Annotated in this window: 18 protein-coding genes and 1 pseudogene; 13 read left to right on the top strand and 6 right to left on the bottom strand. The window is 48.7% G+C overall.

Features of this window, described 5'->3' with window-relative positions:
- Positions 1-15 precede the first annotated feature (15 nt).
- From ACXAG2_RS10210 to ACXAG2_RS10195, 4 genes are all read left to right on the top strand, one after another.
- The gene (locus ACXAG2_RS10210; protein WP_474866603.1) at positions 16-858 is read left to right on the top strand and encodes a class I SAM-dependent methyltransferase; all 843 of its coding nucleotides are present in this window, start codon (positions 16-18) and stop codon (positions 856-858) included.
- A gap of 317 nt (positions 859-1,175) precedes the next feature.
- On the top strand, positions 1,176-1,763 hold the full coding sequence (locus ACXAG2_RS10205) for a hypothetical protein (RefSeq protein WP_474866600.1): 588 nt from the start codon (positions 1,176-1,178) through the stop codon (positions 1,761-1,763).
- Between the two features lie 77 nt (positions 1,764-1,840).
- A complete protein-coding gene (locus ACXAG2_RS10200) occupies positions 1,841-2,095 on the top strand; it encodes a type B 50S ribosomal protein L31 (RefSeq protein ID WP_474866597.1) in 255 nt (84 codons plus the stop codon).
- 250 nt (positions 2,096-2,345) lie between these two features.
- Positions 2,346-4,643, top strand: coding sequence for a FepA family TonB-dependent siderophore receptor (locus tag ACXAG2_RS10195; RefSeq protein ID WP_474866594.1), 2,298 nt, complete (start codon positions 2,346-2,348; stop codon positions 4,641-4,643).
- 88 nt (positions 4,644-4,731) lie between these two features.
- On the opposite strand, the gene ACXAG2_RS10190 is transcribed toward ACXAG2_RS10195, so the two are convergent.
- Positions 4,732-5,616 carry a dienelactone hydrolase family protein gene (locus tag ACXAG2_RS10190; RefSeq protein ID WP_474866592.1) on the bottom strand — a complete coding sequence of 295 codons (885 nt, stop codon included), beginning with the start codon at positions 5,614-5,616 and terminating at the stop codon, positions 4,732-4,734.
- Positions 5,617-5,773: 157 nt separating this feature from the next.
- On the opposite strand from ACXAG2_RS10190, the gene ACXAG2_RS10185 reads away from it, so the two are divergent.
- The 8 genes and pseudogenes from ACXAG2_RS10185 (at position 5,774) to ACXAG2_RS10150 (ending at position 16,597) form a co-directional block, all read left to right on the top strand.
- The gene (locus ACXAG2_RS10185) at positions 5,774-6,709 is read left to right on the top strand and encodes a helix-turn-helix transcriptional regulator (protein WP_474866590.1); all 936 of its coding nucleotides are present in this window, start codon (positions 5,774-5,776) and stop codon (positions 6,707-6,709) included.
- Between the two features lie 296 nt (positions 6,710-7,005).
- The gene (locus ACXAG2_RS10180; protein WP_474866588.1) at positions 7,006-9,051 is read left to right on the top strand and encodes a TonB-dependent receptor; all 2,046 of its coding nucleotides are present in this window, start codon (positions 7,006-7,008) and stop codon (positions 9,049-9,051) included.
- A 75-nt stretch (positions 9,052-9,126) separates the two neighbouring features.
- Positions 9,127-10,092, top strand: a complete 966-nt coding sequence (fepB, locus tag ACXAG2_RS10175; RefSeq protein WP_474866585.1) for a Fe2+-enterobactin ABC transporter substrate-binding protein — start codon at positions 9,127-9,129, stop codon at positions 10,090-10,092.
- Entirely contained in the window at positions 10,089-11,090 is a 1,002-nt protein-coding gene (locus ACXAG2_RS10170) for a FecCD family ABC transporter permease (RefSeq protein ID WP_474866583.1), read from the top strand. Before fepB ends, ACXAG2_RS10170 begins: the two co-directional genes overlap by 4 nt.
- The gene (locus tag ACXAG2_RS10165; protein WP_474866580.1) at positions 11,087-12,139 is read left to right on the top strand and encodes a FecCD family ABC transporter permease; all 1,053 of its coding nucleotides are present in this window, start codon (positions 11,087-11,089) and stop codon (positions 12,137-12,139) included. Before ACXAG2_RS10170 ends, ACXAG2_RS10165 begins: the two co-directional genes overlap by 4 nt.
- Positions 12,123-12,929, top strand: a complete 807-nt coding sequence (locus ACXAG2_RS10160) for an ABC transporter ATP-binding protein (RefSeq protein ID WP_474866578.1) — start codon at positions 12,123-12,125, stop codon at positions 12,927-12,929. Before ACXAG2_RS10165 ends, ACXAG2_RS10160 begins: the two co-directional genes overlap by 17 nt.
- 12 nt (positions 12,930-12,941) lie before the next feature.
- Positions 12,942-14,252 carry an NtaA/DmoA family FMN-dependent monooxygenase gene (locus ACXAG2_RS10155; protein ID WP_474866576.1) on the top strand — a complete coding sequence of 437 codons (1,311 nt, stop codon included), beginning with the start codon at positions 12,942-12,944 and terminating at the stop codon, positions 14,250-14,252.
- Between the two features lie 177 nt (positions 14,253-14,429).
- Positions 14,430-16,597, top strand: a pseudogene (locus tag ACXAG2_RS10150) (TonB-dependent siderophore receptor).
- 161 nt (positions 16,598-16,758) lie between these two features.
- Here the strand turns inward: ACXAG2_RS10150 and ACXAG2_RS10145 are convergent.
- From ACXAG2_RS10145 to ACXAG2_RS10130, 4 genes are all read right to left on the bottom strand, one after another.
- Positions 16,759-17,034, bottom strand: coding sequence for a DUF3325 family protein (locus tag ACXAG2_RS10145; RefSeq protein ID WP_474866880.1), 276 nt, complete (start codon positions 17,032-17,034; stop codon positions 16,759-16,761).
- Positions 17,035-17,036: 2 nt separating this feature from the next.
- Positions 17,037-17,315, bottom strand: a complete 279-nt coding sequence (locus ACXAG2_RS10140) for a hypothetical protein (RefSeq protein WP_474866573.1) — start codon at positions 17,313-17,315, stop codon at positions 17,037-17,039.
- Complete coding sequence (locus ACXAG2_RS10135; protein ID WP_474866571.1) at positions 17,305-18,831, bottom strand: PepSY-associated TM helix domain-containing protein; 1,527 nt, start codon at positions 18,829-18,831, stop codon at positions 17,305-17,307. The genes ACXAG2_RS10140 and ACXAG2_RS10135 overlap by 11 nt, the downstream gene beginning before the upstream one ends.
- 128 nt (positions 18,832-18,959) lie before the next feature.
- Positions 18,960-19,913 carry a cation diffusion facilitator family transporter gene (locus ACXAG2_RS10130; protein ID WP_474866569.1) on the bottom strand — a complete coding sequence of 318 codons (954 nt, stop codon included), beginning with the start codon at positions 19,911-19,913 and terminating at the stop codon, positions 18,960-18,962.
- 327 nt (positions 19,914-20,240) lie between these two features.
- Here ACXAG2_RS10130 and ACXAG2_RS10125 point away from each other — a divergent pair, with 327 nt between their 5' ends.
- Positions 20,241-21,221, top strand: coding sequence for an IS5 family transposase (locus ACXAG2_RS10125; protein WP_474866567.1), 981 nt, complete (start codon positions 20,241-20,243; stop codon positions 21,219-21,221).
- A gap of 375 nt (positions 21,222-21,596) precedes the next feature.
- Here ACXAG2_RS10125 and ACXAG2_RS10120 read toward each other — a convergent pair whose 3' ends face one another.
- Positions 21,597-23,936, bottom strand: a complete 2,340-nt coding sequence (locus ACXAG2_RS10120) for a TonB-dependent receptor (protein ID WP_474866565.1) — start codon at positions 23,934-23,936, stop codon at positions 21,597-21,599.
- Between the last annotated feature and the right edge of the window lie 610 nt (positions 23,937-24,546).

Genomic DNA, 24,546 nt, shown 5'->3' with positions numbered 1-24,546 from the left:
TGAAGGAAGCACGCTATGAGTAGTTTAAAAGAATCACTGGCATTACAAGGGATCCCTCAAACCATGTTGTGGACATTACACAACCGTGCGACTGAAGCGTTGAGGGAAAACGGGATTATTAAAGACCCGGATGCAGTTTCAATCTATCAAAGCATAGACTTTGATTACAGCAAACACTTCGGACGTCCTGACGGATCTCACGCATTGCGTTCTTTTATTTTTGATGAAGCGCTGAAGCCCTGGTTGAAAAGGTATCCCAAAGGCACAGTCATTGAGTTAGCTTGCGGTCTGGAAACGCAATTTCAAAGGTGCGGGAATGAAAGCACAAACTGGATTTGTGTGGATTTGCCAGAAGCAATATCGGTGAGAAAACTGTTTTTGCCGGAAGAAGGGAACTGCCACTATATCTCATGCAGCGCACTGGATACTGACTGGTTCGATCTAACGCCGTGTGATCAGCCTGTGTTCATCAGCGCACAGGGCTTGTTAATGTACTTTTCCGAAAATGAGGTAAAGACATTGCTCAAGCGAATCAATCAGCACTATGAGAATGTCACTTTCATGTTTGACACAATTCCGCCCTATTTTTCCAGAAAAACTATGTCCGGTTATTGGCGTACAGCGCATTACAAGGCGCCGCCTATGCCTTGGGGAATATCTCGCTGTGACATCGTTTCGACTCTGAGTGACTGGGTTCCGTCAGCTAACCGGATTGATATTATTCCCTATGGATTTATTCACCATCCGCTGGCATTTACTTTATCTTTATTATCCAGGTTGCCGCTTCTGCGGGAAATGCTGCCTTATATCGTCAAACTGGAAAAAGGGACGGATCAAATGAGTAGAAAAAACGATTAGTCACATCTTTTTTCCAATTGGTAATAATTATCATTTGCGTTATTGGTTTTTGCGGTGTATCTTAAAACTGTCCCTATCATAACAATAATGATCACACTTCAGGCATTTGCCCCGGTACAGGGGCCTGTTTTCTTGCCGCATAACCTTAACATTCAGTGGGAGTCGAACGATGGAAGCAATTATCTTTTTGCTGTTGTCTGCGGGCACAGCTGCATCATGTGGTTTACTGGTTCGTTTTTTGGGCCGCTCTGAAACAGAGTAAGCCACCGCAAACCAGTCAAACATCCAGGCGCTTTACGTGGTAAACGGAGAAAGTCATGGCGCTCGTTTTATTATACGACGATGCAAGATCTCAACGGATCTGCAGTGCATCGGCCGGTGAAATTTCCACCTTCAGGCAATTTCTCAAAACAGAAAAAGTGTTCTACAACAAATCACGGGTCGGTGCGCTTTTGCTTCATCACTATCAGTTTTTGATGGACCTTGCAGCAACACCTGTGCCCAAAGAGCTGTCAGCATGGCTGGAGTCAGATCGTAAGTTACCTGTTATGCATTGCTTGCGGGCAGATATTCGGGATTTATGCGCCTGTTGCCCCTGGGTGTCGGAATGTAATAAACAAGACTGTTCTGCCGCCGATTGTATCGGGAGGTTAATGGCGAGCCAGCTTATTACTGATGTGTACGAAGGTGAACAGCGGCGAATGGATAAGTTTATCGGCGCAGTAATCAGTAAAAGCCGGCGCTTCTTTTATGTGTTACAGAAAAATAGCAGGCAGCAACAAAGCTCGCTGTTTGACCTTATCGACTTACTGAAACTGAAGGGTAAAGAGGAAGGGGCAGTGGCACACGCCTGCCGGACGACATTAATCAACTACCGCTCGGCATTAAAAACCGCTATCAGATAAATCTCCAATGCAAATGAGAATGGTTTCTCTTTGTATGAGATGTTATAGTATAACAATTCTCATTGATGGAGTTTATTATGAAACCCGATATACATCCCGATTATCAGCAAGTGGTATTTCACGACGTGTCCGCTGACGCCTACTTTCTGGTTGGCTCAACTATACAAACTAAGCGAACTATAGAATACGAGGGAGCAACCTATCCCTATGTCCCGCTGGATATTTCGAGTGCATCTCACCCAGTTTACACTGGTAAACAAAGAGCATCGAAAAGTGAAGGCCGAATCGCTAAATTCCAGAGCCGTTTCGGTAAGCTGGGTAAAAAGTCCTGATCCCGGGACGAATTTACAAGCAAACCTTCAACTTGATTTCCGGGGGGAGCAAATCAATGTTCCCCACTTTCCCGTCATCCTTCCTGAAAATTACCGGATTACATCCCGTAATCCCTTAAATCACTATCACCGGTGAAAATTTTTTTCTGACGGGTAGTCATAGCACTCTACTTAAGTATAATGCGTTCAATAAAAATAATAAGAATAATTATTATTTGTAAAAAAGACCATACTTAAATAGGAATCTCGCATGTTTAAAACAAACCGGAAGTTTGTGTGCACAGCTGTGTCCGCTGCTATCACTTCTCTTTTTTCACTTTCAGCCTTCGCACAGGATGAGCCGGAAACGCTGGATGTCACCGTTGTAAAAGCCGCTGCAGAGGAACTGAAGCAGGCGCAGGGTGTATCCGTTATCACAGAAGAAGACTTCAAGCGCCGTCCGGTCACCAATGATATTTCAGAAATCGTACGTACCATGCCGGGTATTAACCTGACCGGTAACTCATCTTCAGGTCAGTACGGCAATAAGCGTCAGATTGATATTCGCGGGATGGGACCCGAGAATACATTGATCCTGATTGACGGTAAGCCGGTGTTGTCACGTAACTCAGTAAAAATGGGACGCTCGGGGGAGCGGAACACCCGTGGTGACAGTAACTGGGTGCCGCCGGAAGCCATTGAGAGTATCGAAGTTATTCGTGGTCCGGCTGCTGCCCGATATGGCTCAGGTGCATCGGGTGGTGTGATTAATATCATCACCAAATCCCCTGATGTGGCGTCAACCACCGTGTCTTTGCAAACGGAAATTCCGCAAAATGAATATGAAGGCGGTAATTACCGTATCAACGTAGTCAGCAGCGCGCCTTTGTCAGACCGCTTCTCTCACCGCACCATTGTTAACTACAACAAACAGGAAGCGGATGATCCGCAACTGAACCTTGAAGTCACCGACACAAACGTAGGTCGTGGCGGCGCGGCCAAAGCGGTTGGTGCAGGTCGTGAAGGTGTGGAGAATATGGATTTCCGTACACTGGTTCGTTTCCAGCAAAGTAAAGAACACCGTTGGGATTTCGAAGGTGCTTTCAGCCGCCAGGGTAATGAATATGCCGGTGATAACGCCTTCCAGGGGATCCGCTACGGCGTAGACGAAAACGACAACCCGATTATCCCTACGGAAGATGAACTTGGCGAAACCGATGCGCTGGCACTGATTGGGGAAGAAACCCTGGTGATGTACCGCCGCACGCTGGGTGTTACCCACACGGGTCAGTACGATTTCGGTGACTCGTTCAGCTATATTCAGTACGAAGGTACAACAAACAGTCGCTTAGGTGAAGGTTCTGCCGGTGGTGGTGAAGGTGCTATCAACAGCCTTGAGAAAACCACGATCAAGTTGTCTAACATTACCGCTAAAACGGAATGGAACGTGCCATTAGAGCTGGGAGGTTTTGCACAAACGGCAACATTCGGTGCAGAATTCCGCGGCGAAACGCTGGATGATGCAGTGAGTAATCAGCTTACTTTAAACGTGGCTGATGAGAGCGAAATTCCCGGGGCTACTGCCGATCCTGAAAGCCGTCCGTCTGAAACCGATGCCACACTGATTGGTGTGTATGTGGAAGATAACATTTTGCTTTCTGATTCCGTGACAGTTACACCGGGTATCCGTTTTGACAATCACAGCGAAGCCGGCACCAATTTATCGCCCAGCCTGAATGCATCCTGGCAGGCAACAAAGAATATTGTTGTACAGGGTGGTATCAGCCGTGCGTTTAAAGCCCCTAACCTCTATCAGCTGAACCCTAACTACGTGTATTACACCCGTGGTAATGGCTGTCCGCTGGACTTCTCAAGCCTGGGGGGCGGCTGTCACATTATCGGTAACCCTGATCTTGAACACGAAACCTCAGTGAACAAAGAAATTGGTATTAACTATACCAACGACGAAGGTGTTAACGCCGGTATCACTTACTTCCACAACGATTACAAGAATCGCATCGGTACCGGTAACGTGGCACCGGAATACATCCTGCCAAGTGAAGAGGGTGGTGAAGCCAATGTTCAGGTTTTCCAGTGGTACAACATTCCTGAAGCCGTAATACGTGGTCTGGAAGGTAACCTGCAGTTTAACCTGACTGACAGTATTCAGTGGTCGACAAACCTTACTGTTATGCTGGAAACGAAAGACAAAGAAACCGGCATTCCGCTGTCTATCGTGCCGGACTACACAGTTAATGCCATGCTGACCTGGCAGGCAACAGAGCAAATCCAGCTTGTACTGAGTGGTCAGCACTATGGTAAAACTGAAAGTCCGGAACTGAGCCAGACTTCAGGTCAGGCAATTACCGGTGAAGATCGCGATGCCTATACCATTGCTAACCTGAATGCGGTTTATCAGTTTAATGATAACCTGAGCTTCAACCTGTCGGTGAAGAACTTCATTAATACTGAAGTCCGCCGTGAAGGTACACAGGCTTCCAGTGCCGGTGCAAATACCTTTAACGAGCCCGGTCGCAGCTACCTGGTGTCGGCGAACTACACGTTCTGATAATCAGCTGTAAAAAAGCCGGCTGTTCATCAAAACAGCCGGCTTTTTGTTTTTTAATAGCCTCTCATCCTTTGGGCATATTCCTTCCTCAGGCGTGAAGGCCTTTATCCAGGATCTTCAGCATTCTGTTCCAGGCAGCATCGGCCTGTTCTTCGTTGTACACCTTTGAATCCGGTGGTGTCCAGCCGTGCAGCGTACCGGGATACACCGCAATGTCTGCCTGCAAATCCGCTTCTTTATAAGCTTCAAGGAGTAAAGGTTCCATCTCCGGACTGCGTTGGGCGTCATTTTCTGCGATGGCGTGTAATGCCAGTGCTTTTGAGTCAGCAACGGTGAAATGGGGACTGTCGTCTTCTTTCGTGGCCAGACCGCCGCCGTGGAAGGTAGCAATCGCGCCCACTTCTTCAGGGAAAGCGGCGGCAGCGTACATAGTAAAGGTGCCGCTCATGCAATAACCCAGCACGCCTTTTGGTGCGCTTGCATCCACCACAGACTGTTCGTTTAAAAAGTCGAAAAAGGCGCGGTTGTCAGAGTTGGTATTATCCGGCGTGAGTTTAGCGCGCATGGGTCCCAAAATTTCGCGGGCTTCCGGTGCCGGAAAACTGATGCCGTCGGGCAGGGCTGCACCTTTTACATCCCGGTAGAAGGGGTTTACCACCAGCACAGCATATCCGGCGGCAGCCAGGCGCTGACCCATTAAATCGTATGACGCGCGGCGACCCATAATGTCCGGCCACATTACCACCGCAGGATGTTTGCCGCTTTTCGGGCTCGCCAGCAAACAGTCGGCCACGCCATCAGGTGTGTTCACCATTACCTGCTGTGTTTGTACCTCGCCGGAGGCCATGGCAAATTGAGGAAAGGCGGAAGACAAAGCGCCTAATCCTACGAGTTTACTGAAGTCACGACGGTTTAATTGCCCGCCGTTTTTCTTAAAATCGTGAATGTCGGATTCTGTATGGTTGTCGCACATTGTTTTTATCCTTGTTCGGGGTAAGGGGTGACACATTGCTTAACGAGCATACTATGAATATGCCGGTTTGGGTTCATTCAACACGGTAAATAGTTGCGGTGCAAATGAGTTTTGTTATCATTTGGATAAGGAACGGTTATTACTTCAAGGTCGAAAGGTGCCCGATAATTCATTAATCCCCTGGCACGTCAATCATCCCCCTCGGGATGTGTGTTTGCGGCCCGGCCTTAATTTTCATTTTGGTGATACCACTGATAAGGAAACCCGCCACTGGCACGGTGAAGTGCATGACCGTTTTCGTTTGATTTTAGTTCTCGACGGCTATCTTGAAATACGGTTCGGGCATAAAACGCTTATGCTCGGGAGAGGCAGTGACGCTGAACCCGGCCCCAACATGGCACTGGTTTCTCTGGAAACTACAGAATCGTTTTCCCGTCATGCAATTGCCGGTAACTATTGCCGTCGTTTGAGTATTGGTGTTTCCGGGGAATGGTTAACGCACACGTTTTCCAGCGTGCAGGAAGAGCGTTTGTTGAATAAACGCTGGCGGCATCTGGATGTGGCAGCATGGCAGGCGTCTGCTTCCAGTTTAATGATGGCAGAGGAAATGCTCGATATCTCTGAAAGGCCACCGGAGCTGGGCGGTATTGTGCGTGAAAGCAGGGCACTGTCACTGCTTCTTGAAGCATTTGGTCAGTGCCATAAAGTGAACGCAGAACATCAGGAGCGCTTTTCCTGCGTGCAAACGCCTGTACCTGAAAAGTGGATGCTATTTCGTGAATGGATTATCTCCCACGCAGCCAGTGCATTAACCATCGACTATTTAGCCGGTCACATGAGCACCACCCCCAGTACGTTACAACGCAAATTCAAAGTCTTTTTTGGCGAAACGGTATTTGATTGCATCCACAGCGCCAGACTTGAACTTGGCATGAAGAAGCTGCTTACCGGTTCACAGCCGATCACCAGTATCGCAATGGATGTGGGTTACGGGTGCAGCGCCAGTTTTTGTACTGCATTTAAAAAGCAATTTGGTATGACGCCGTCTCAGGCCAGAACCCGACATACTGCTCCCCTTGTCATGCAACCGTAAATGCGGTTTCAACAAAACAAAATGCCGTTTTAAGTAAAGCGACACGGCCTGCATTAAAGATAATGAGAATCGTTATCAAAACGGTCGATCATGAACGTTGAGTTGTTCACCGTACTGTCGTATATCCGCATAACAATAATTACAACATGTCGTCATCATTCAGGCGGGCACAGGCTAATGCCTTGCATATGACACCCTTGCTTTTGAGACATTGTGCTGCGCAGTTTTTACGACGAATTTCTCTTCATGGTCCCTGATGACTCTAATCACACATTCAAATCAAGGACTAAGTTGTTATGAAGCGCGAACCCGTATTCAAAGTATCACTGCTTGCCATGGCATTAAATATCGCCAGTGCTGTCTCTGCACAGGAAAATCAGGCTCCGGACAGGGATGCAAAGGACATTGAGAAAATTGTCGTTATTGGTGAAAAAGCCAACCGCAGCCTGAAAGATGCCACCTCTTCTGTGTCAGTTATTTCTGAAGATGCATTAAACGATACGCAGTACAAATCGGTATCGGACGCATTGTCTGAAATTGCCAATGTGGTTATCCCTACAGGCGGCCTGCCGGATATTCGCGGTGTGTCCGGTAACGGTGCAGCCGGAGGCTTCAATTCTATCGCCGGCGGTGCAAAAGGCCGTGTGATGACGTTAATTGACGGCGTAGCGCAACCCTTCGTTGCCGATTTAGGCGGCGACAGCGGTATGTGGGATCTGCAGCAAATTGAAGTCTATCGCGGTCCCCAATCTACCAGTAACGGCCGGAACAGTATCGGTGGTTCTGTGTTCATCAAAACCAAAGATCCTTCACAAGACTGGGAAGGGGCTGCCCGCGTCGGCTACCGTAACCAGGATCAATACATTGATACATCCGGTGTTATTTCGGGCCCGCTGGTTGAAGATACCCTTGCGTTCCGCCTGAGTGTGCAGCATCTCGATGCCGATACCATTACTGATGACACTGGCTACGATACTAATCCGCCGGACTATGATCTGGATAAAATCAAAACCACCCGTATTCGCGGTAAGTTACTGTGGACGCCCTCAGATGACTTAAGCTTCATGCTCACTCACACTTACAATGATGAAGCGGGAGATACCGGCCGGATTTTTTATGCGCTGGAAAATTTAGATGACCGTGAGCGCATCTACTTCCGTGATATCGAGACTGAAGCGTCTACTACGACGCTTTATACTGACTACACCATCAATGACAACTGGTCTTTCGACATGCTGGTGTCCTACATGGATTACCAGTGGGGCTTCGACAGTTACGAGGCTACCCCCGAGGCTGAACAGCAGCTCGGGTTTGATGAATCCAATATTACTGTTGATGCGAAGATGAACTACGTGTCTGGCAGAAAGGGTATCAGTGGCTTTGTTGGTGTGTACTATTTTGACAGAGATCAGGACATACTCAGCACCGGTTCTGCTGCCTACACCGGTGATGATGCAAGTGACTCTGTGGCTGTTTACGGTGAAGCTACCTTCCCGCTGAACGACAAGTTTTCGCTGATCACCGGCGCCCGTTTAGAGCGTGAAACCCAGGACAGGCATTTTGTTTACGGTGCAATCGACGCCATTCTCGACCAGGACACAAATATATTCCTGCCCAAAGTCGCACTGCAGTATGCCTGGACTGATGCCACCACCGTTTCTGCCAGTGCCCGTAAAGGCTATAACGCAGCCGGCGGCGCACTGAATTTCACGGCGCAGGAATACTATTATTTCGACGATGAAAAAGTGAATACCTTCGAGCTGGGCAGCCGCACTCAGTTTGCTGACGGGAAAGGGTATTTCAGCGCTAATGTATTCTACAACGACTACGACGGGTATCAGGCTGTAAGCTCGTCGCGGGTGATTGAGAACCTTCCTCAGGTTGTTACTTACGGTGCAGAATTTGAGCTTCATACTTTACTTACTGAAGATCTGGAACTGAATGCCGGGATTGGTTTGTTGCAGTCAGACATTAAAGACCCCGGTGAAAGTTATGCCGCGGTGAAAGGCAACGAGTTAAATAACGCCCCTGAGTTTAATGCGACCTTAGGCGCCACATACTGGTTTAATGATAAGTGGAGTACAGGTGCCACCGCCCGCTATATCGGTGAGTACTATGGTGATTTCACCAATACAGCAGAGCGCGTTGCCGGCGATTACACGCTGGTAAGAGTTAACGCTAATTACACCGCAGATAACTGGCTCATTACTGCTTACATTGACAACCTTTTCGATGAGACAGCGCTGGTTAGCCAGGAACCGGTAAGTGCCCGTTATCCTGCCGGCTTTGCTTCTATTGCTGATCCCCGCAATGTGGGTGTATCGGTCACTTATCGTTTTTAAACCTCTGATGCGTGAGCCTTTCGGGCTCATGCATTTTTTTATGTGTTGTAAACCGTACTTTCTCCGGAAATGATCATGATAAAAATGCAGCACTGGCGGCGACGCTTTGTGTACATAACCTGCTTATGGTTAAGCGTTGTTTACGCCTGCTCCGTTTATGCCGGCGCGGAGCAAGCTGATGCCTGGCCAAAGACGCTGGTAAACAGTGATGGAAGCCGGGTTGTTATTCCCGCCAGGCCTGAAAGGATTTTGTCTACCTCAGTAACCGTTACCGGTACATTGCTGGCGATTGATGCGCCGGTTGTCGCCAGTGCATCGGCGACAACCAATGCCTATTTTGCGCAGTGGCAGGAGGTGGCGAAAGCAAAAGAGGTCACCAATGTATGGCCAGCAGGGCGTATCAACCTGGAGGCTGCTTATGCCGTCCGGCCCGACCTCATCATTGTCTCTGCAGGAGGCGCCGATTCGGCCATGGCCCATGTGGAGATGCTTCGTGCCATCGCACCGGTGCTCATTGTGGATTATGCCGTGACTGACTGGCAGGGTCTGGCAACAACATTAGGCCGGGCTCTGGGGCTTGAGCAATCCGCGCAGCAACGTATTACATCATTTAATCAGTATGTTGAAAACGTTCGTCAGCATATTCATCTGCCAGAGGGAAAGGTGAATATTGTCAGTTACAACGGGCCCGGCATTATCAATCCTGTTGGTACGGCAACCGGTACCCACGGTAAGTTATTACGGGCGCTTGGATTCGATGTTGTTACACCACCTGGCATCATGAAGGGTAGCCCCGAAGATGCGGGCGATTTTATCCGCAGCGAGTATGAGCAACTTATCAGATTGAACGCAGCCTCTGTTTTTTTACTACGTCGGCGCGTAGATGATGTAAACGGACTCCTCAATGACCCGGTATTACAAAATTTACCGGCGGTGAAAAACAAACAAGTGTGGGGTATGGGAGAAAACTCATTCCGCATGGACTTTTACAGCGCCACTGAGACGGTGGATATCATTGCAAAGCTGTTTTCTTCCCCATGAAGGTGTATTCGCGGCACTTTGATTTACCATGTTTGATTATTGTGCTTGCAGTGCTGCTTTTTGCCAGTGTCGCCATTGGCCCGGAGGTGCTGCCACTGCATGAAACAATATCGGCATTTACTCAGTTCGATGCAGCAAACACTGCGCATTTGCTGGTACGGGAATTACGTGTTCCCCGCACGCTCGTCACTTTCTTTTGTGGCAGTGCGCTGGCTATTGCCGGACTCATCATGCAAAGCATGACACGAAATCCCATTGCTGAACCGGGTCTGTTAGGTGTTAATGCCGGCGCGAGTCTGGCTGTTGTTGTCGCTATTGCATTTTTCGGGGCTGAAACGGCATTCGTCAAAATGCTTGCCGGTGCGGCGGGGGCTGCGCTTTGCTCTTTGCTGGTGGTAAAGCTGGGGACCGGTCCGCATCGTTTTTCGCAGGACAAATTAGTACTGGCCGGCGTGGCGTTCTCGGCAGTGTGCCTGGCGGCAGGGCAGTTAGTGATTGCGTCTGCCGATCTCTCCGTGTTTGAGCAATACCGGCACTGGATGGTAGGGGCAACGGCAGGCAAAGGGTTTGATGTACTCTGGCCGTTAATGGGGTGCTGGCTGGTGGCACTTGTGCTGGCTTTGTATATTGCTCCCGGCATTGATGTGCTTATGCTAGGTAACCATCTGGCGACGGCATTAGGCGTAAATGAAAAGTGGCTCAGCCGTGGCTGCTTGACGGTCATCACGTTACTGGCCGGCGCGTCTACAGCGGCGGCGGGCCCGATACTCTTTACCGGCTTAGTTGTCCCTTTTTTGTGCCGCTGTATTGCACCTGTTACCCACCGGCGGCAGTTATTGCTATGTGCGGTTATTGGCGGTGAAGTGTTGTTGCTCGCGGATGTGTCGGGCCGTGTTGTGGCTGCACCGGGCGAGGTCAGTACCGGCATCATGATGGCTATTCTTGGCGGTCCGGTATTTATTGCACTTGCCAGAAATGAGCGGGGGGCAACGTCGTGACGGCCCCGTTTTTACTGCGCGCCGGAACATTCTCTTTCTTCGTTTACCCGCGTGTTCTGCTGGTGCAGTGTCTGCTGATCTTCATACTCGCAGCTCTTTGTCTTCATGGCCTGATGTCTGGCAGCAATCTGCTCACATGGCAGGATGTAACGGGGTGGTTGGCTGGCAATGGTCTCGCGCCTTTGCCCGCTAAAATTCTTATCGATATCAGGTTACCCGTTGTCCTTACCGCCCTGGGCGTCGGTGGCTGCCTGGGAGCTGCCGGTGCGGTCTTTCAGTCTGTTTCACGAAACCCCTTAGGCTCTCCTGATATTTTAGGCTTTACGTCCGGTGCTGCGACAGGGGCAGTTTACCACCTGGTGTTTATCAATCAGTCACCCGCCGGTGTAGCGAGCTTTGCTTTTCTGGGAGGCTGTTTTACTGCGCTGGTGATTTATCTTTTCGCCATTAAAGGACGGGTTCTGCAAACGGGAAGGCTTGTTTTAGTGGGCATTGGCACAGGTGCAACGCTTACCGCGTTTACCGGATTATTGCTGGTAAAAGGAGATATTGATAACGCGATGCTGGCCAATTTGTGGCTGCTGGGCAGTCTGGAAGGCAGGCAATGGGGACATGTATTCACCGCTATGGCCGGGCTTTTCACTGGCTTGCCGGTGTTGATGTTGCTGGCGAAATCTTTGCGTTTAACTGAAATGGGCGATGCGGTGGCATTTGGCTTAGGAGTTAACGTGCAACTAAGCCGTCATGCCGGTCTGGCTATTTCTGTGCTGATGGTTTCTATGGCTACCGCTGCCGCCGGCCCGATGGCGTTTATTGCCTTAGGTGCGCCCCATATTGCCAGGGCGCTTACCGGTCTTTCCTTACCGCTATTCACAAGCTCACTCTGCGGGGCGGTTTTACTGCTGGCTGCGAACAGAGTAAGCGCCGTATTGCCTTTGGCCAGCCAGTTACCGGCAGGCAGGGTCACCGCGATACTCGGCGGCGTGTATCTCATTGTGCTACTCCTCAGACAACATAAAAAAGGGCGTTTTGATGTCGACTCTTCCTGAACCGCATACGTTTTCCGCGGCAGCGCTTGCTGCAAAATCACTGAGCTTCAGCTATGTGAAAAACACCATTATTCGAGATGTATCGGTGCAGTTTCCTGCCGGAAAAATCAGTGTGATTATAGGGCCAAACGGATGCGGTAAATCAACGCTTTTACACTTGCTTGCGGGCCTTTACCGGCCTTCTTCCGGTGAGGTTTCGTTGCAGGGGCAGCCGCTGTCATCCTTCACTCCGAAAAACCGTGCAAAACAACTGAGTTTATTACCACAAACCAATGTTTCCCCTGAGAGCATGACGGTAAAAGGGCTGATTTCACGGGGACGGTATGCCTGGCAAACACTCTTCAGTCAGTGGCATGAAGAGGATGAAAAAGCCGTTAATGATGCACTTTTGCAAACCGGATTGAGTGACCTGGCAGGCCGGGAAATCGCAACTTTGTCCGGCGGTCAGCGTCAACGCGCCTGGATCGGACTGGTACTGGCCCAACAAACGCCGCTGATTTTGCTTGATGAACCCACAACATTTTTAGATATCGGTCATCAAATCGACGTGCTGAATGTGTGCGAAAAGCGCAACCGGGAAGATGGCACAACCATCGTAATGGTGCTGCATGACATCAATCTTGCGGCCCGGTATGCCCATCACATCGTTGCCATGAAGGACGGGGAGATAGTGGCAAGCGGCGCACCTTCATCAGTATGTACGTCAGGCAACATGCAGCTATTGTTCGGCATAGATGCGCTTGTGATGGAAGATCCCGTTCATCATTCCCCTTTAATTTTACCCCGCTAAAAGGATGCCCGCATGACCCGTCACAACAGGACTTTACTCACCGGTATGTCACTGGCCGTTACCTGGATGTCAGGCAATGCCTGGCGCAGGCCAGACAGTGAAGTGGAAAGGCTGTATGACCCGCTTTATTACACTGGGCTGGCGCAACTCGCCGAGTCTGCCTGCATGGACTTTGTCTTCAGGCCGGACTCTTTGTTTATTGACCCGTCAGCGCTGGCCAGCTCGGTGGGCTTTAGCGGACTGGATCCGACTATTCTGCTCACCGCAGTAGCTATGGGCACATCAAAAATTGGTTTGCTGACCACGGCATCGACAACATTTCATTCTCCCTATGTGATCGCCCGGCAACTCCAGTCGTTACATCATATCAGCGGCGGGCGGGCAGGGTGGAACGTGGTTACCGCACTGGACGGACACGAGAACTTTGGTCTGCCGGCTATGCCCGGTACAGAAAGCCGGTATGAAAGAGCGGATGAATTTGTATCAGCGGTGCAGCAGTTATGGCACAGCTTTCCGCCCCGGGCGCTGCTCCATGATAAAGAAGCAGGGCGCTATGCCGAACCATCGCAAATTAAGGCAATCAATTTTGAGGGTAAACAGTTGGCATGCAAAGGTCCTCTGACGCTAAGTGGCCACAGTGCCGGAGACGTGCCCTTATTTCAGGCCGGGGCATCGGAAACCGGGAAAAATTTCGCCGCTAAAATCGCCAGGGGAGTATTTGCTGCAACGCCGGATATGACCAGTGCGAAAGCGTTACGGACAGATCTACGACAGCGGGCTGAGGAGTCAGGAAGACAGGCTGATGACATCCGGATTTTGCCGGGGTTATCGCTGTTTCTTGCCGGTTCATACGAAGAAGCGCTGAAGCTGTTTCGCGAAACCAGGGACAACACGCTCACCCACCGCCACCATCAGCTGGTGGCCTCTTCGTTGGGTTTAGAGGTCGGTGAACTCCTCAGTATGACGGTTCTGGATGAGTCCGTATTGCAACCCGTGAGACAGGTAAGAAGCAAAACTCACAGTGAGCTAATCCGCAACGTGGTAAAAAACGGGCCGGTTACACTCGAAGCACTTATGGCAAGGCCTGAAGTAGCAGGCTCAGGTCACTGGATCATCATCGGTACAGCGCAGCAGGCTGCAGATGAAATTGAAACATGGTTCAACAGCGGAGCCATTGATGGCTTCATCGCATTGCCGGGCGGAAGCAGGGAGTGCTTTGAAAGAGTGTGTAATGAACTCATGCCTGCATTGCAGAAAAAGGGACTGGCAAAATTACAATACCATGACAGTACATTTGCCGGTCATCTGTCGCCGGCATCATAAGTAAAACGGCTTATCTGCTACCTTTCAAAATATAAGGAATTAATATTTAGAAAATCTTAAATTTAAGTTAAATAACAATCGTTATCATTACACTTTCTTCCATGCTAGAGTCCCGCCCTCCCATTCAACCCGTCAGGTTATAAGAGCGGGTCAATTTGTCTTACCCTGAGGATTCAAATGCAAAAGAAACTTCTTCCTATTTCAGCAGCGGTTATCTTCGCGCTGCACAATCCATTATCCTTTGCGCAAACACAAGAAAACTCCGCTAAGTCTGCAGACGACAGCGAGCTGAAAGTGATTACAGTGAGCGGCAAGTACAGCATTGGCCAGTCTGTCAGCACGGCAACCGGTTTAGGTCTTACCCTGCAGGAAACACCGCAATAAGTCTCCATTTTGACGTTTGAACGCATGATGGACCCAAACATCACAGCTATTTTAGATGCTGTAAACAATGCGGTTGGTGTGAGTTCAGAAGAAACTGACAACGTGCGTAACTCCTTTTACGCCCGCGGTTTTCGTATTGATAGTTATCAAATTGACGGCGTGCCTAAATCGTGGAGTTTAGGCGGCAATCAGGGTGAGACCGTAGCAGATACTGCCATTTACTAACGTATTGAATTTGTTCGTGGTGCCACCGGTTTACTGACCGGGGTTGGCGTTCCGTCGGCTTCTATTAATTTGGTGCGTAAGCATGCCGACAGCACTGATTTATCCGGTTTTGTTGATGTGGCCGCAGGTCGGTGGAACACGCAAAGATTCACAGCTGATGTGTCTAACGGATTAAATGACGATGGTTCAATCCGTGGCCGTTTTGTTGGACGTTATCTTTCCGGTGATTCCCATGTAGACTTTTATGAAGATGACAAAACCGTACTCTATGGTGTGTTAGAAGGCGAAGTGGGTGAGAATACCTTGCTTCGCGCAGGTGTCAGTTATCAGGACAGCGATCCGAAAGGCACTATTTGGGGGGCGATACCTACGTTCTTTGCTGATGGCAGCCACACAGACTGGGACCGGTCTAAAACTACCGCAGCAGACTGGAACCGCTGGCGCACCACGAATACCAACTATTTTGCTTCGTTAAATCATACCTTCTCAAACGGTTGGGACCTGATCGCGAACTACAATCGCATTGAGTACGAAAGTGACACCCGCTTATTGTACATGTCAGGTTCACTTGATGTACAAACCGGCCTGGGTGTGGGGGCACAGCGTTACAACAGTTATGGTAAATCAAGCCAGGATAGCTACGACGTGCAATTGCGTGGTGACTTTGCCCTGTTTGATGAAATGCACGACTTCGTACTTGGCGCACTGTACAGCGACCAGCAGGCAGACACTTTTACGCAAGATCCTATCGGTGGCGACATGAGCGGAGGATGGGACTCTGTCGACGTAGGTAACTATTTTGAGTGGGCCGGATTGCCTGAACCTGAGTGGGAAGACGAGCGGGTCCAGACTCAGAGTATTGAACTACCCAGCGAGGCTATTATGCCGCAACACGTTTGTCAGCAACTGATTCACTGAAGTTTATTTTGGGTGCCCGTTTGGCAACCTGGTAACGCACTGGCTTTGACTGGAGCGGTGATGTTAATTATGGCAACGACGATGAGTTCATTCCACACGCCGGCGCACTTTACGACATCACGCTAAATCATCGAGTTTATGCCAGCTATACAGAAATTTTTGAGCCTCAGAACCAGCGTGACGCAAATGGTAATCTGTTAGATCCGCTGGTGGGCGAAAGTGCTGAAATTGGTCTGAAAAGCAGTTTCCTTGATGACCGCATTCATACCACTGTGGCGATTTTCAATATTCAGCAGGACAACTTAGCGCAGGTCGATACTGATTTTGTGCCGACGCCTGAGCAATTTACCGCTTATTATGGTGCGAAAGGAACGGAAAGTCAGGGCTTTTAAGTGGAAGTGGTGGGTCAGCCTGTGGATGGTTGGAACATTACAGTAGGGTATTCCCAGTATGATGCTGAAGATGCCGCTGGCAATGACATCAACACCGACAATCCCACAAAGCAGTTTAAATTCTTCACTACTTATCAGTTTGTAGAAAGTTTGCCTGAACTGACAGTAGGCGGCGGATTTAACTGGCAGAACGAAACCTGGTCAACGGGTACCAACCCCGCCGGCGTTGCCGATCGTTTTACGCAGGATGCGTACGTGCTGACTAATTTGATGGCGCGTTACGCCATCAGCGACAATCTGAATCTGCAATTAAATATCGATAACCTGACAGATAAAGAATACTTCACTCAGGTAGGTCAGTTCAGCACGTTCCGTTACGGGAAACCACGTAATTACATGATGAGTCTGTCTTATCGCTTTAATTAAGCTGCGGAAATAAAAAACGGGCTGTGTCTTGTTGAAATGCTATCAATAAAACGTAGCCCGTATCATTTTATGTGGTAAGCGTCGCTTCACCGCGTCACTACGTTTGTTAAGGCAACCGTTTCTTTAGCTACACCCGACATACGCCGTATTTATTCATTTGGTTACCTGCGGACCTTACGCCGTTGGTTACTTGAAATATAAAGCGCTATTAATAACGCACTCACGGTCATTTCGTAGCACCAGTAAACAATGCCCTCAGCAATGCCTTCGCTTTCACAGGAGAGGACTAGCGAGAGGGTTAAAAACACAAATCCGGCATATTTCAGGGTGTTGTCTGACAGAGGTACGGAAGCCGGAGAAATCAAAAACTTGCGGTTACGGGGCATCGCGGCTGCCAGGCACCAAAACGCCACCGTGCACACAAGTAGACAAAGCATCATCACAGGTTGCTCCCTATGCTGATAAACAGCCAGCAACTCAGGCTTGATAGCAGCACAACAGCGCTGGTACGCAGGAGTTTACGGGTTGCAATAATCCATATCACCAGCACGCTGTAGGCAATAAAGCCCAATAACATGCACCAGATAAATGTAACGGCTTTATCAATCTCAGCCAGTTGAAAAAGCAGTCCGGTAAGAGTCACAGACAGCAACGAAACCAGTGCAAAGCTCCCGAACACGGCCAGCAACAGGCGCCAGACAAACAGGCTATTTTGCATAGTGCTCCACCTCTACTTCGATGGCTTCATGATGTTTTCTGTTCAGTATTTTCCATTGCAACAGGAACAGACAGCCTGTCACCAACAGGCAGATATCCATCACCAGTAAAATACTGTCTTCCGGGAGCTGATATGTACCAATATGTTTTGTCACAGTTATCACGCTGAGCAGTGGCAGCAACAGGAAAGTCACAGCGTTGAGCATGGCTGAGTAGCGCCAGCGCTTGTGTTCGCCGGTCAGTAAAGATATCAGCAGCACAATGAACCAGCCGGCAAAAAATACGTCAATTTCTGATTGCGCGCGGTCAGCGAGTGTTTCCGGTAATACGCGGTTAGCAAGAAAGAAACTGGCCACCGCAAAAGGCAGGCCCATAATGGTTGCTGCATTTAAAACCCGTACCCACTGATGACCTTTGTGAGGCGCTTTCTTTTCCCGCTTTTTACTCCACAGTACCAGGCCGGTAGCAATCATCACCGAACCTGTGATACCGGAGATAAAATACAACCAGCGCAATGGCCAGTCTGCGAAGCGTCCGGCATGCAGATTTATCATGGTTCTGCGGGTTTGCTCTGCCACAGAGGGTACTGCGCGGGTCGACAACAGTTCCCCGGTGGCAGTGGAATAGACAAGCCGGCGGTACGGAGAAATCAGCCCGTTGGTCGGTACTTCCATAAATTCGATGGTACCGTTCTGATCTGTGGGGTTATCAACGCCGATAAAGGTAATTTCAGCGCCGCCCAGACGTTGCTGTGCGTCGTCGAACAGGGCCTGCAAATTCACCGGTTCCGCCTTGATTCCGCTGGCAGCAGGTTGCGCCTGCCTGGCTTCAACGGCCTCAAAATAACTGCCCCTGTCACCGAACGTGGTGTTCATGGCCCAGGCGTAAATCATCAGCATGAGGGTGACCAGGCCGGTGTAGGTGATCATAAGATGGAAGGGCACGGCCAGCACGGAGGTCAGTGTATGGGCATCCAGCCAGCTTCGCATACCCATGCCTGATTTGAAGGTGAAAAAGTCCTTAAAGATTTTCTTGTGAATAATAATGCCGGAGATAAGAGCTATAAACATGCACATGGCAGCTATGCTGACCAGCCACCGTGCCCAGATCACCGGCATATAATGAAGATCAAAATGGAAGCGGTATAGAAAGTTGCCGCCACGGGTCTCTCTGACTGACACTTCCTGTCCGGTGCCATCCAGTGTTGCTCTTTTAAAACCACGGGGACCGGCGTCACTGGCCCGCCAGAAGAGTGTGGACACCATGTCCCGTTCACCCGGCACGCCGATAGACCAGCGCGGTGAGTCGGGAGCTTCTTTCAGCAGAAAAGCCTGAGCATTGGCGACAGCATTGGCCGGAGTGGCCGGCTGAGTCAACTCGGGTTGCATCCAGCGGGTTATTTCATATTGGAAGAAAGCCAGCGTACCAGTAACAAACACAGCGAACAGTAACCAGCCCAATATCAGGCCTGTCCAGGTGTGCAGCCAGGTCATACTGTCTCTGAAGCGTGAAAACATAATCTTATACTTGGTTTTAGAAGAGTGACTACCGTGGGTCGCCAGGGGCAGCAAGTATGAAAGCGCTTAATTCTATCTTAAAATAAAACCAAATGATAATTGTTTTTATTTTCGCGAAGTGTTCCTGATCACTGTGAACCGGACGCCGGATAATTCTCTACATCCTCGATGACCCTGCGCTCAAGTCTGGCTTCGCCCTCGGGATCAGCATGAATAATTACGTCGGCGTCGGTAAATGCATCTTCTATCTGCAATTCAACTTCATCGGTGATGTCGTGGGCTTCGCGGAAAGACAGTCCGGCATCAAGCTGAATGTCGAGTTGTATAAAACTCTTATCACCGGCGCGGCGGGTACGCAAAGCGTGATAGCTCAGAACATTGGGATTGGCTTCAAGAATTTGTTTTATGGTTTCTTTATCTTCTTCAGGCAACTCTTCGTCCATGAGTTGGGGAATGGCTATTTTTGTCACCTGCCAGGCGGAATGCGTGAGAAATAATCCCATTGTTAAACCGGCCACGGCATCCAGTCTTGGAATCCCGTAGTAACTGCCTATGAATACTGCCAGCAGCGCACCGGTAATAGCAAAGATATCGCCAATGTAATGAGCCCGGTCAGACTGAATGATTAATGAACGGGTACGCTTTAATGCCAGTGTCTGGAATGATACCAGCAGAATGGTTGCAATCAGTGAAAACAGAAGTACGCCAACCGCAATGTCAGGTCGGGTAACCGGTTCCGGATCCACAAGATGATGCACCGACTCCCACAACACCAGCGATGCTGAAGCGCTTATCAGCGCTACCTGACCAAGAGCGAATAACGCTTCTGCTTTATGGTGTCCGAATTTGTGATTGGTATCAGGTTGAAGGGCGGCATAAGAAGCCACACCTGCGGCAGCAACACTAACCAGTAAGTCGATACCGCTGTCGGCAAGTGAACCGAGAATGGCAGCCGAGCCGGTTATAAACCAGCCACCTGTTTTAAGCAGGCATAGCAGGGAAGCTACACACACTGCCGCACTTGTTGCCACTTTCACCCATCTGCTGCGTTCATTGCGGCATTCGTTTGTGTTTGCGCTCATGTGTGGTTCTATATTTTACGAATAACAAAAATGCCGGACTTCTCAATAATATTTTTAGAAGGCTGTTTAAGTGTAGATAGCAGCATTAAGGTTTCCGTTGGCATCGGGAGAATACCAAGGTTACCACTAATACACATCTCTTTGATAGCGATGTTCGCTGACCAGATTGTCCATGTAAGCATCAACGCCGGCTTCATCAAAGCCTCCATATTGTCCAATGACCTTCCGGATGGCACTGGCTAAAGTTGAAAGTTTTACTAGGGAAGATGCGAATAAGTCCCTGATGTGAGATCATAGCTGTACAGTAAATCTCAGCCATAAACGTCTATGAGTCACCAGTTAACCTTTGCCGATAGTGAGTTTTCCAGCAAACGCCGTCAGACCCGTAAAGAGATATTCTTATCCAGAATGGATAACCTGCTGTCGTGGTCTCAACTGCTGGAAGTGATTGACCCCTTTTATCCTAAAGCAGGTAATGGTCGCCGTCCGTATGCGCTTGAGACCATGTTTCGCATTCATTGTATGCAGCAATGGTATAGCCTTGGTGATGAAGCAATGGAAGATGCGTTATATGAAATTGCTTCGATACGTCAGTTTGCACAACTGTCAATGGATAAAGCCATTCCTGACCGTACTACCATTATGAACTTCCGGCACTTGCCGGAAAAACACAAGCTGACTCGCAAATTATTCAAAACGGTTAACCAATGGCTGACGGACAGCGGTGTGATGATGACGCAGGGTACACTGGTGGATGCCACGATTATTGAAGCGCCAAGTTCTACTAAAAATAAAAAGAATGAGCGTGCTCCGGAGATGCATCAGACCAAGAAAGGCAATGAATGGCATTTCGGCATGAAAGCCCATATTGGTGTGGATGCCAAGAGTGGCCTGGCCCATACGCTGGTGACCACCGCCGCCAACGAACATGACCTGAATCAGTTGAAACACCTGCTGCACGGCGAAGAAGAGTTCATCTCTGGCGATGCCGGATATCAAGGCGCAGAAAAGCGGGAAGAACTTAAAGACACGGATGTTGAATGGCTAATTGCTGAGCGTCCCGGAAAAGTTCGAGCACTGAAAAAGCATCCCCGCAAAAACAAAACTGCCATCAACATCGAATACTTAAAAGCCAGCATCCGGGCCAAGGTTGAACACCCGTTTCGCATTATCAAATGTCAGTTTGGCTTTTTCAAAGCACGTTATAAAGGACTGATGAAAAATGACTCACAGTTAGCCATGTTATTCACCTTGGCGAACCTGTTTAAAGTAGACCAAATGCTACGACGACAGCCAAGATCTGTCTGAAATCCGGGAATAGCCCGGAATTAGGTCGAAACCTGGCCTAAAACGGCAGTATATTAACCAAAATTGAAAATTTAGCGTTTAAAATTCAAGCTACCAGCAAAAAGTATCGCTTGTTACCTAAACTGAAGGACTTATTCGCAGTTTCCCTAACCTAAATAAGTAAGGAAACAGTGATAAGCCTTCCGGGTTAGTTTTAAAGCAAGGTGGTTCTGCGTCACCGTTCACCGGGGCTATGGTGAACGGCTTCCTCGCTGTACACACTCGCGTTGTTGACTACTTCATGCAATAAGCTGTTAATTAATTTCATTTTTTTGCGGCTTGGTGATTTCATGTTTGCCTGAACAGGCTGACCCTGCTCAGGCAAATTAGTCACGTTTAAAAGCGGTATGTCACACGTGCGCCCAGCTCCCGGGGGGCGCCAAGTATATAACCCTGAGTACCATCAGTAGACGAAATGTTGTTGTTCGTTACGTATAACTTGTCAGTGAGATTACGTACGTATATTTCCAACTTAATGTCATCCATTTCGTAGCCGCCATTTGCATTAATCAACGTATAACTACTCATTTCACTCTCGTTCCCCACATCTGAATAGGAAGAACCGGTATAGGAGATAGTGGTATTGAAGAAAAAGCCTTTGCCGTCAAAATAATTCACGCCAACAACGGCTGTTTTTTCCGGGGCAAAGCTAAAACGATTTCCGCTATAGTCTTCAAGGCCATCGGGTGAAACAAACGTGTCGTATTCTGTTTGAGTGAATGCGAGGCCGGTGTATATATTCAGGATGTCTGTGATGTCGTATGTGAAGCTCAGTTCTGCACCAGACAAGCTTGATTCCCCTGCATTCACAGTCATGGTAAAGGCGGCATTTGTTGTACCGGGTTCCTGTACCGCTACTTGCTGAGCGGTCCAGTCACTGTAGTAAACGTTAGCATTAAATACGCCTTTGCCATCTAACACCACCGCCCGGAGCGATGCTTCGTAATTCCATAACTCTTCAGAATCGAAGTTGTTAACGCCATTGAAAAGAGTCAGTTCATTGCCGCCGGAACGATAGCTTTTCTTTACAAAAAAGCTTGAGAATACATCTTCATTCCAGTTGTAAGTAATACCTGCATGGGGCATCAGATTACTGAAATCTTTTGTTTCACTGGTCTCGGGGACAGCAGAGACCAGACCGGCTAACTGGCTGTTGATGAGAAAAATTGCCTGGTCAATCGTCACTCCACCCAGGTCAACGCTGCCGAAGGGGCCGCCCATTTGCGGTAAGTCGTAATCAGAAACAGTACTGCTTTGCGTGAGATAATCTTGTTTTTCGTTATCGTAGCGCAGGCCTGCACTGACAACCCAGCTTTCACTCAGGTCGATCTCCCATTCAGTAAATAATGCACGGGTAGACGTTTCAACCTCTGTTCTGCCAGAAGATAGCGAAGGGAAAAAAGGTTCATAAAGCGCCACAGGAAGTACAGCCGTTGTTGTTAACACAGCGCCCAGCCCGGGCATAAAATTGTCGAAAAGCACGGGCAAGTTGTAGTCAATAGCGTTGCTTTGGGTACGTTTCGCATCGATTGATGACAGAAATACGCCTGAGCTTCCACGAACACTTTCATTTACATAATTAAAGCGTAACTCTTGTGACCAGTTATCATCTTCACTATATCGTCGGATAATACCACCACCTGATCCCGTTGTTGCAGGTGTCTGGTCTGAATCGTTTAGCCTGGTTCGTTCGCCTGTTTGATAAGCGGAAATACTTTTTAGAGACCAAATATCATTGAAGTGATAGTCGATATTGAGAGAAAAAAGATCTGCAGAGGTGTCGAAATCAGCATCCTGGTCAGCTGATGTTGCCCTGTCGGCCTGAGTATATCCGTCAACCAGGTAACTGGTAACACTGCCGTATTCGCTTTCTATGCGTTGATAAGAAAACACTGATTTTAACTGGTCGGAAGGCTGATACAACCACTTCAGGCGGTAAACATTGTTATTCGAATGAGCGTAATCATCTTCATTGCGGGTAATGTTATTGATATATCCGTCTGACCGGTTCTGTTCAACGGCAAGGCGCACGGCGGAAATTCCATCTGCAATGTTGATGTTTGCCATGCCTTTAATTTCTTTTCTCCCGTATTCGCCAACGCCCAGCCGTATTGCTCCTTTATTTGTAAATTCAGGATCAGCAGTATTGATGACAACTGCGCCGGCCAGTGCATTGCGGCCCAGGTTCGTAGATTGCGGGCCACGTAATATTTCGACTTGCTGGACATCCCACAGGCGACTGACCCCCTCGTTTTTTACCCAGCCAGTCAGAGTTACGCCATCAATAACAACAGAGGCAAGATCACCACGGTTAGGTTGGGAGGCCCCGTCAGTATTTCTTACGCCCCGTATCCGAAAATCGAATTGATCACCGCTTACCCCGGGGGTCTGTAAGTAGACGTCGGTTAGATTCTCCAGATTACGCCGCTCAAGGGATTCACTGGTGAAAACCGCAACGCTTTCCTTTGTTTCTTGCAGCGAATTGGCAAGCTTTTGACCTGTGACGACAATATTCTCAATATCTCTTTCATTGTCTTCAGGTGAATTGTTCAGCTGTGCAAGTGTTGTGCTGCTGGCAAGGCCAAGCGATACAGCCAGGCTGACTTTGGACAAGTATTTCATATCATCCTCTGATGTGATTGCTGATAATTGCTTGGAGTCTTTAGCGTTCGCCACTGGTCTGCCGTTTTAAAATATTGCTTCAAGCTGTTTGAATAAAACTGGAATGTTAGCAGAGTTGTTTTTGCATTATCAAAGAAATGAGATTGATTGTTATTTTTATTTTCATCAACAGTATCTATTGGTGAGTACACCTCTTTAGTGGTATTAATTGTAAATGAGAAGCGTTATCATTGGGGCGTGTCGAATTTTTGAGGTAATTGTAGTGGAAGCGGCTCTTGAACTCTCATGTTTGATAAATGACAAATTGATATCTTGTCAAAGTGATGAACGGGGTAAATGGCGTAAACACTCTGTGCTTGAAAACGCTATACAGGCTGATTTTGTTAATGCGCACATTTGCAGAGATATTAGCGTAACAATAAGTAATTGCCTGTTTGTTAGGGATTATAATTCACACATTAAATACTCACTTCCTACAATTCTGCTGATATTTGGTTTAGAAGGTGTGAGTCATTTCCGCTTTTCAGACACTAATATTTCCGGCACTGTTAAGGCCGGTGATGTATGGATGTTTGGGGTGAACAAACATACATTAATCAGAACAACCCCGGCCAATAGCCGCTGTAAAATGGCCGTTTTTAAATACTCTGCGAAGCGAATACAC

This window comes from Alteromonas sp. ABH4_456, from assembly GCF_056160645.1.
The sequence above is the reverse complement of the archived record's forward strand: the minus strand, read 5'-3'. Positions and strand labels throughout refer to the sequence as shown.

What these genes read in the sequence shown, in the direction of transcription:
- ACXAG2_RS10210 (WP_474866603.1), top strand. Translation starts at nt 16, where the DNA reads ATGAGTAGTTTAAAAGAATCACTGGCATTACAAGGGATCCCTCAAACC.
- ACXAG2_RS10160 (WP_474866578.1), top strand. Translation starts at nt 12,123, where the DNA reads ATGTCGACTCTTCCTGAACCGCATACGTTTTCCGCGGCAGCGCTTGCT.
- ACXAG2_RS10140 (WP_474866573.1), bottom strand. Translation starts at nt 17,315, where the DNA reads ATGCAAAATAGCCTGTTTGTCTGGCGCCTGTTGCTGGCCGTGTTCGGG.
- ACXAG2_RS10200 (WP_474866597.1), top strand. Translation starts at nt 1,841, where the DNA reads ATGAAACCCGATATACATCCCGATTATCAGCAAGTGGTATTTCACGAC.
- ACXAG2_RS10170 (WP_474866583.1), top strand. Translation starts at nt 10,089, where the DNA reads ATGAAGGTGTATTCGCGGCACTTTGATTTACCATGTTTGATTATTGTG.
- ACXAG2_RS10195 (WP_474866594.1), top strand. Translation starts at nt 2,346, where the DNA reads ATGTTTAAAACAAACCGGAAGTTTGTGTGCACAGCTGTGTCCGCTGCT.
- ACXAG2_RS10135 (WP_474866571.1), bottom strand. Translation starts at nt 18,831, where the DNA reads ATGTTTTCACGCTTCAGAGACAGTATGACCTGGCTGCACACCTGGACA.
- ACXAG2_RS10180 (WP_474866588.1), top strand. Translation starts at nt 7,006, where the DNA reads ATGAAGCGCGAACCCGTATTCAAAGTATCACTGCTTGCCATGGCATTA.
- ACXAG2_RS10130 (WP_474866569.1), bottom strand. Translation starts at nt 19,913, where the DNA reads ATGAGCGCAAACACAAACGAATGCCGCAATGAACGCAGCAGATGGGTG.
- ACXAG2_RS10190 (WP_474866592.1), bottom strand. Translation starts at nt 5,616, where the DNA reads ATGTGCGACAACCATACAGAATCCGACATTCACGATTTTAAGAAAAAC.
- ACXAG2_RS10205 (WP_474866600.1), top strand. Translation starts at nt 1,176, where the DNA reads ATGGCGCTCGTTTTATTATACGACGATGCAAGATCTCAACGGATCTGC.
- ACXAG2_RS10145 (WP_474866880.1), bottom strand. Translation starts at nt 17,034, where the DNA reads ATGCTTTGTCTACTTGTGTGCACGGTGGCGTTTTGGTGCCTGGCAGCC.
- ACXAG2_RS10155 (WP_474866576.1), top strand. Translation starts at nt 12,942, where the DNA reads ATGACCCGTCACAACAGGACTTTACTCACCGGTATGTCACTGGCCGTT.
- ACXAG2_RS10125 (WP_474866567.1), top strand. Translation starts at nt 20,241, where the DNA reads ATGAGTCACCAGTTAACCTTTGCCGATAGTGAGTTTTCCAGCAAACGC.
- fepB (WP_474866585.1), top strand. Translation starts at nt 9,127, where the DNA reads ATGATAAAAATGCAGCACTGGCGGCGACGCTTTGTGTACATAACCTGC.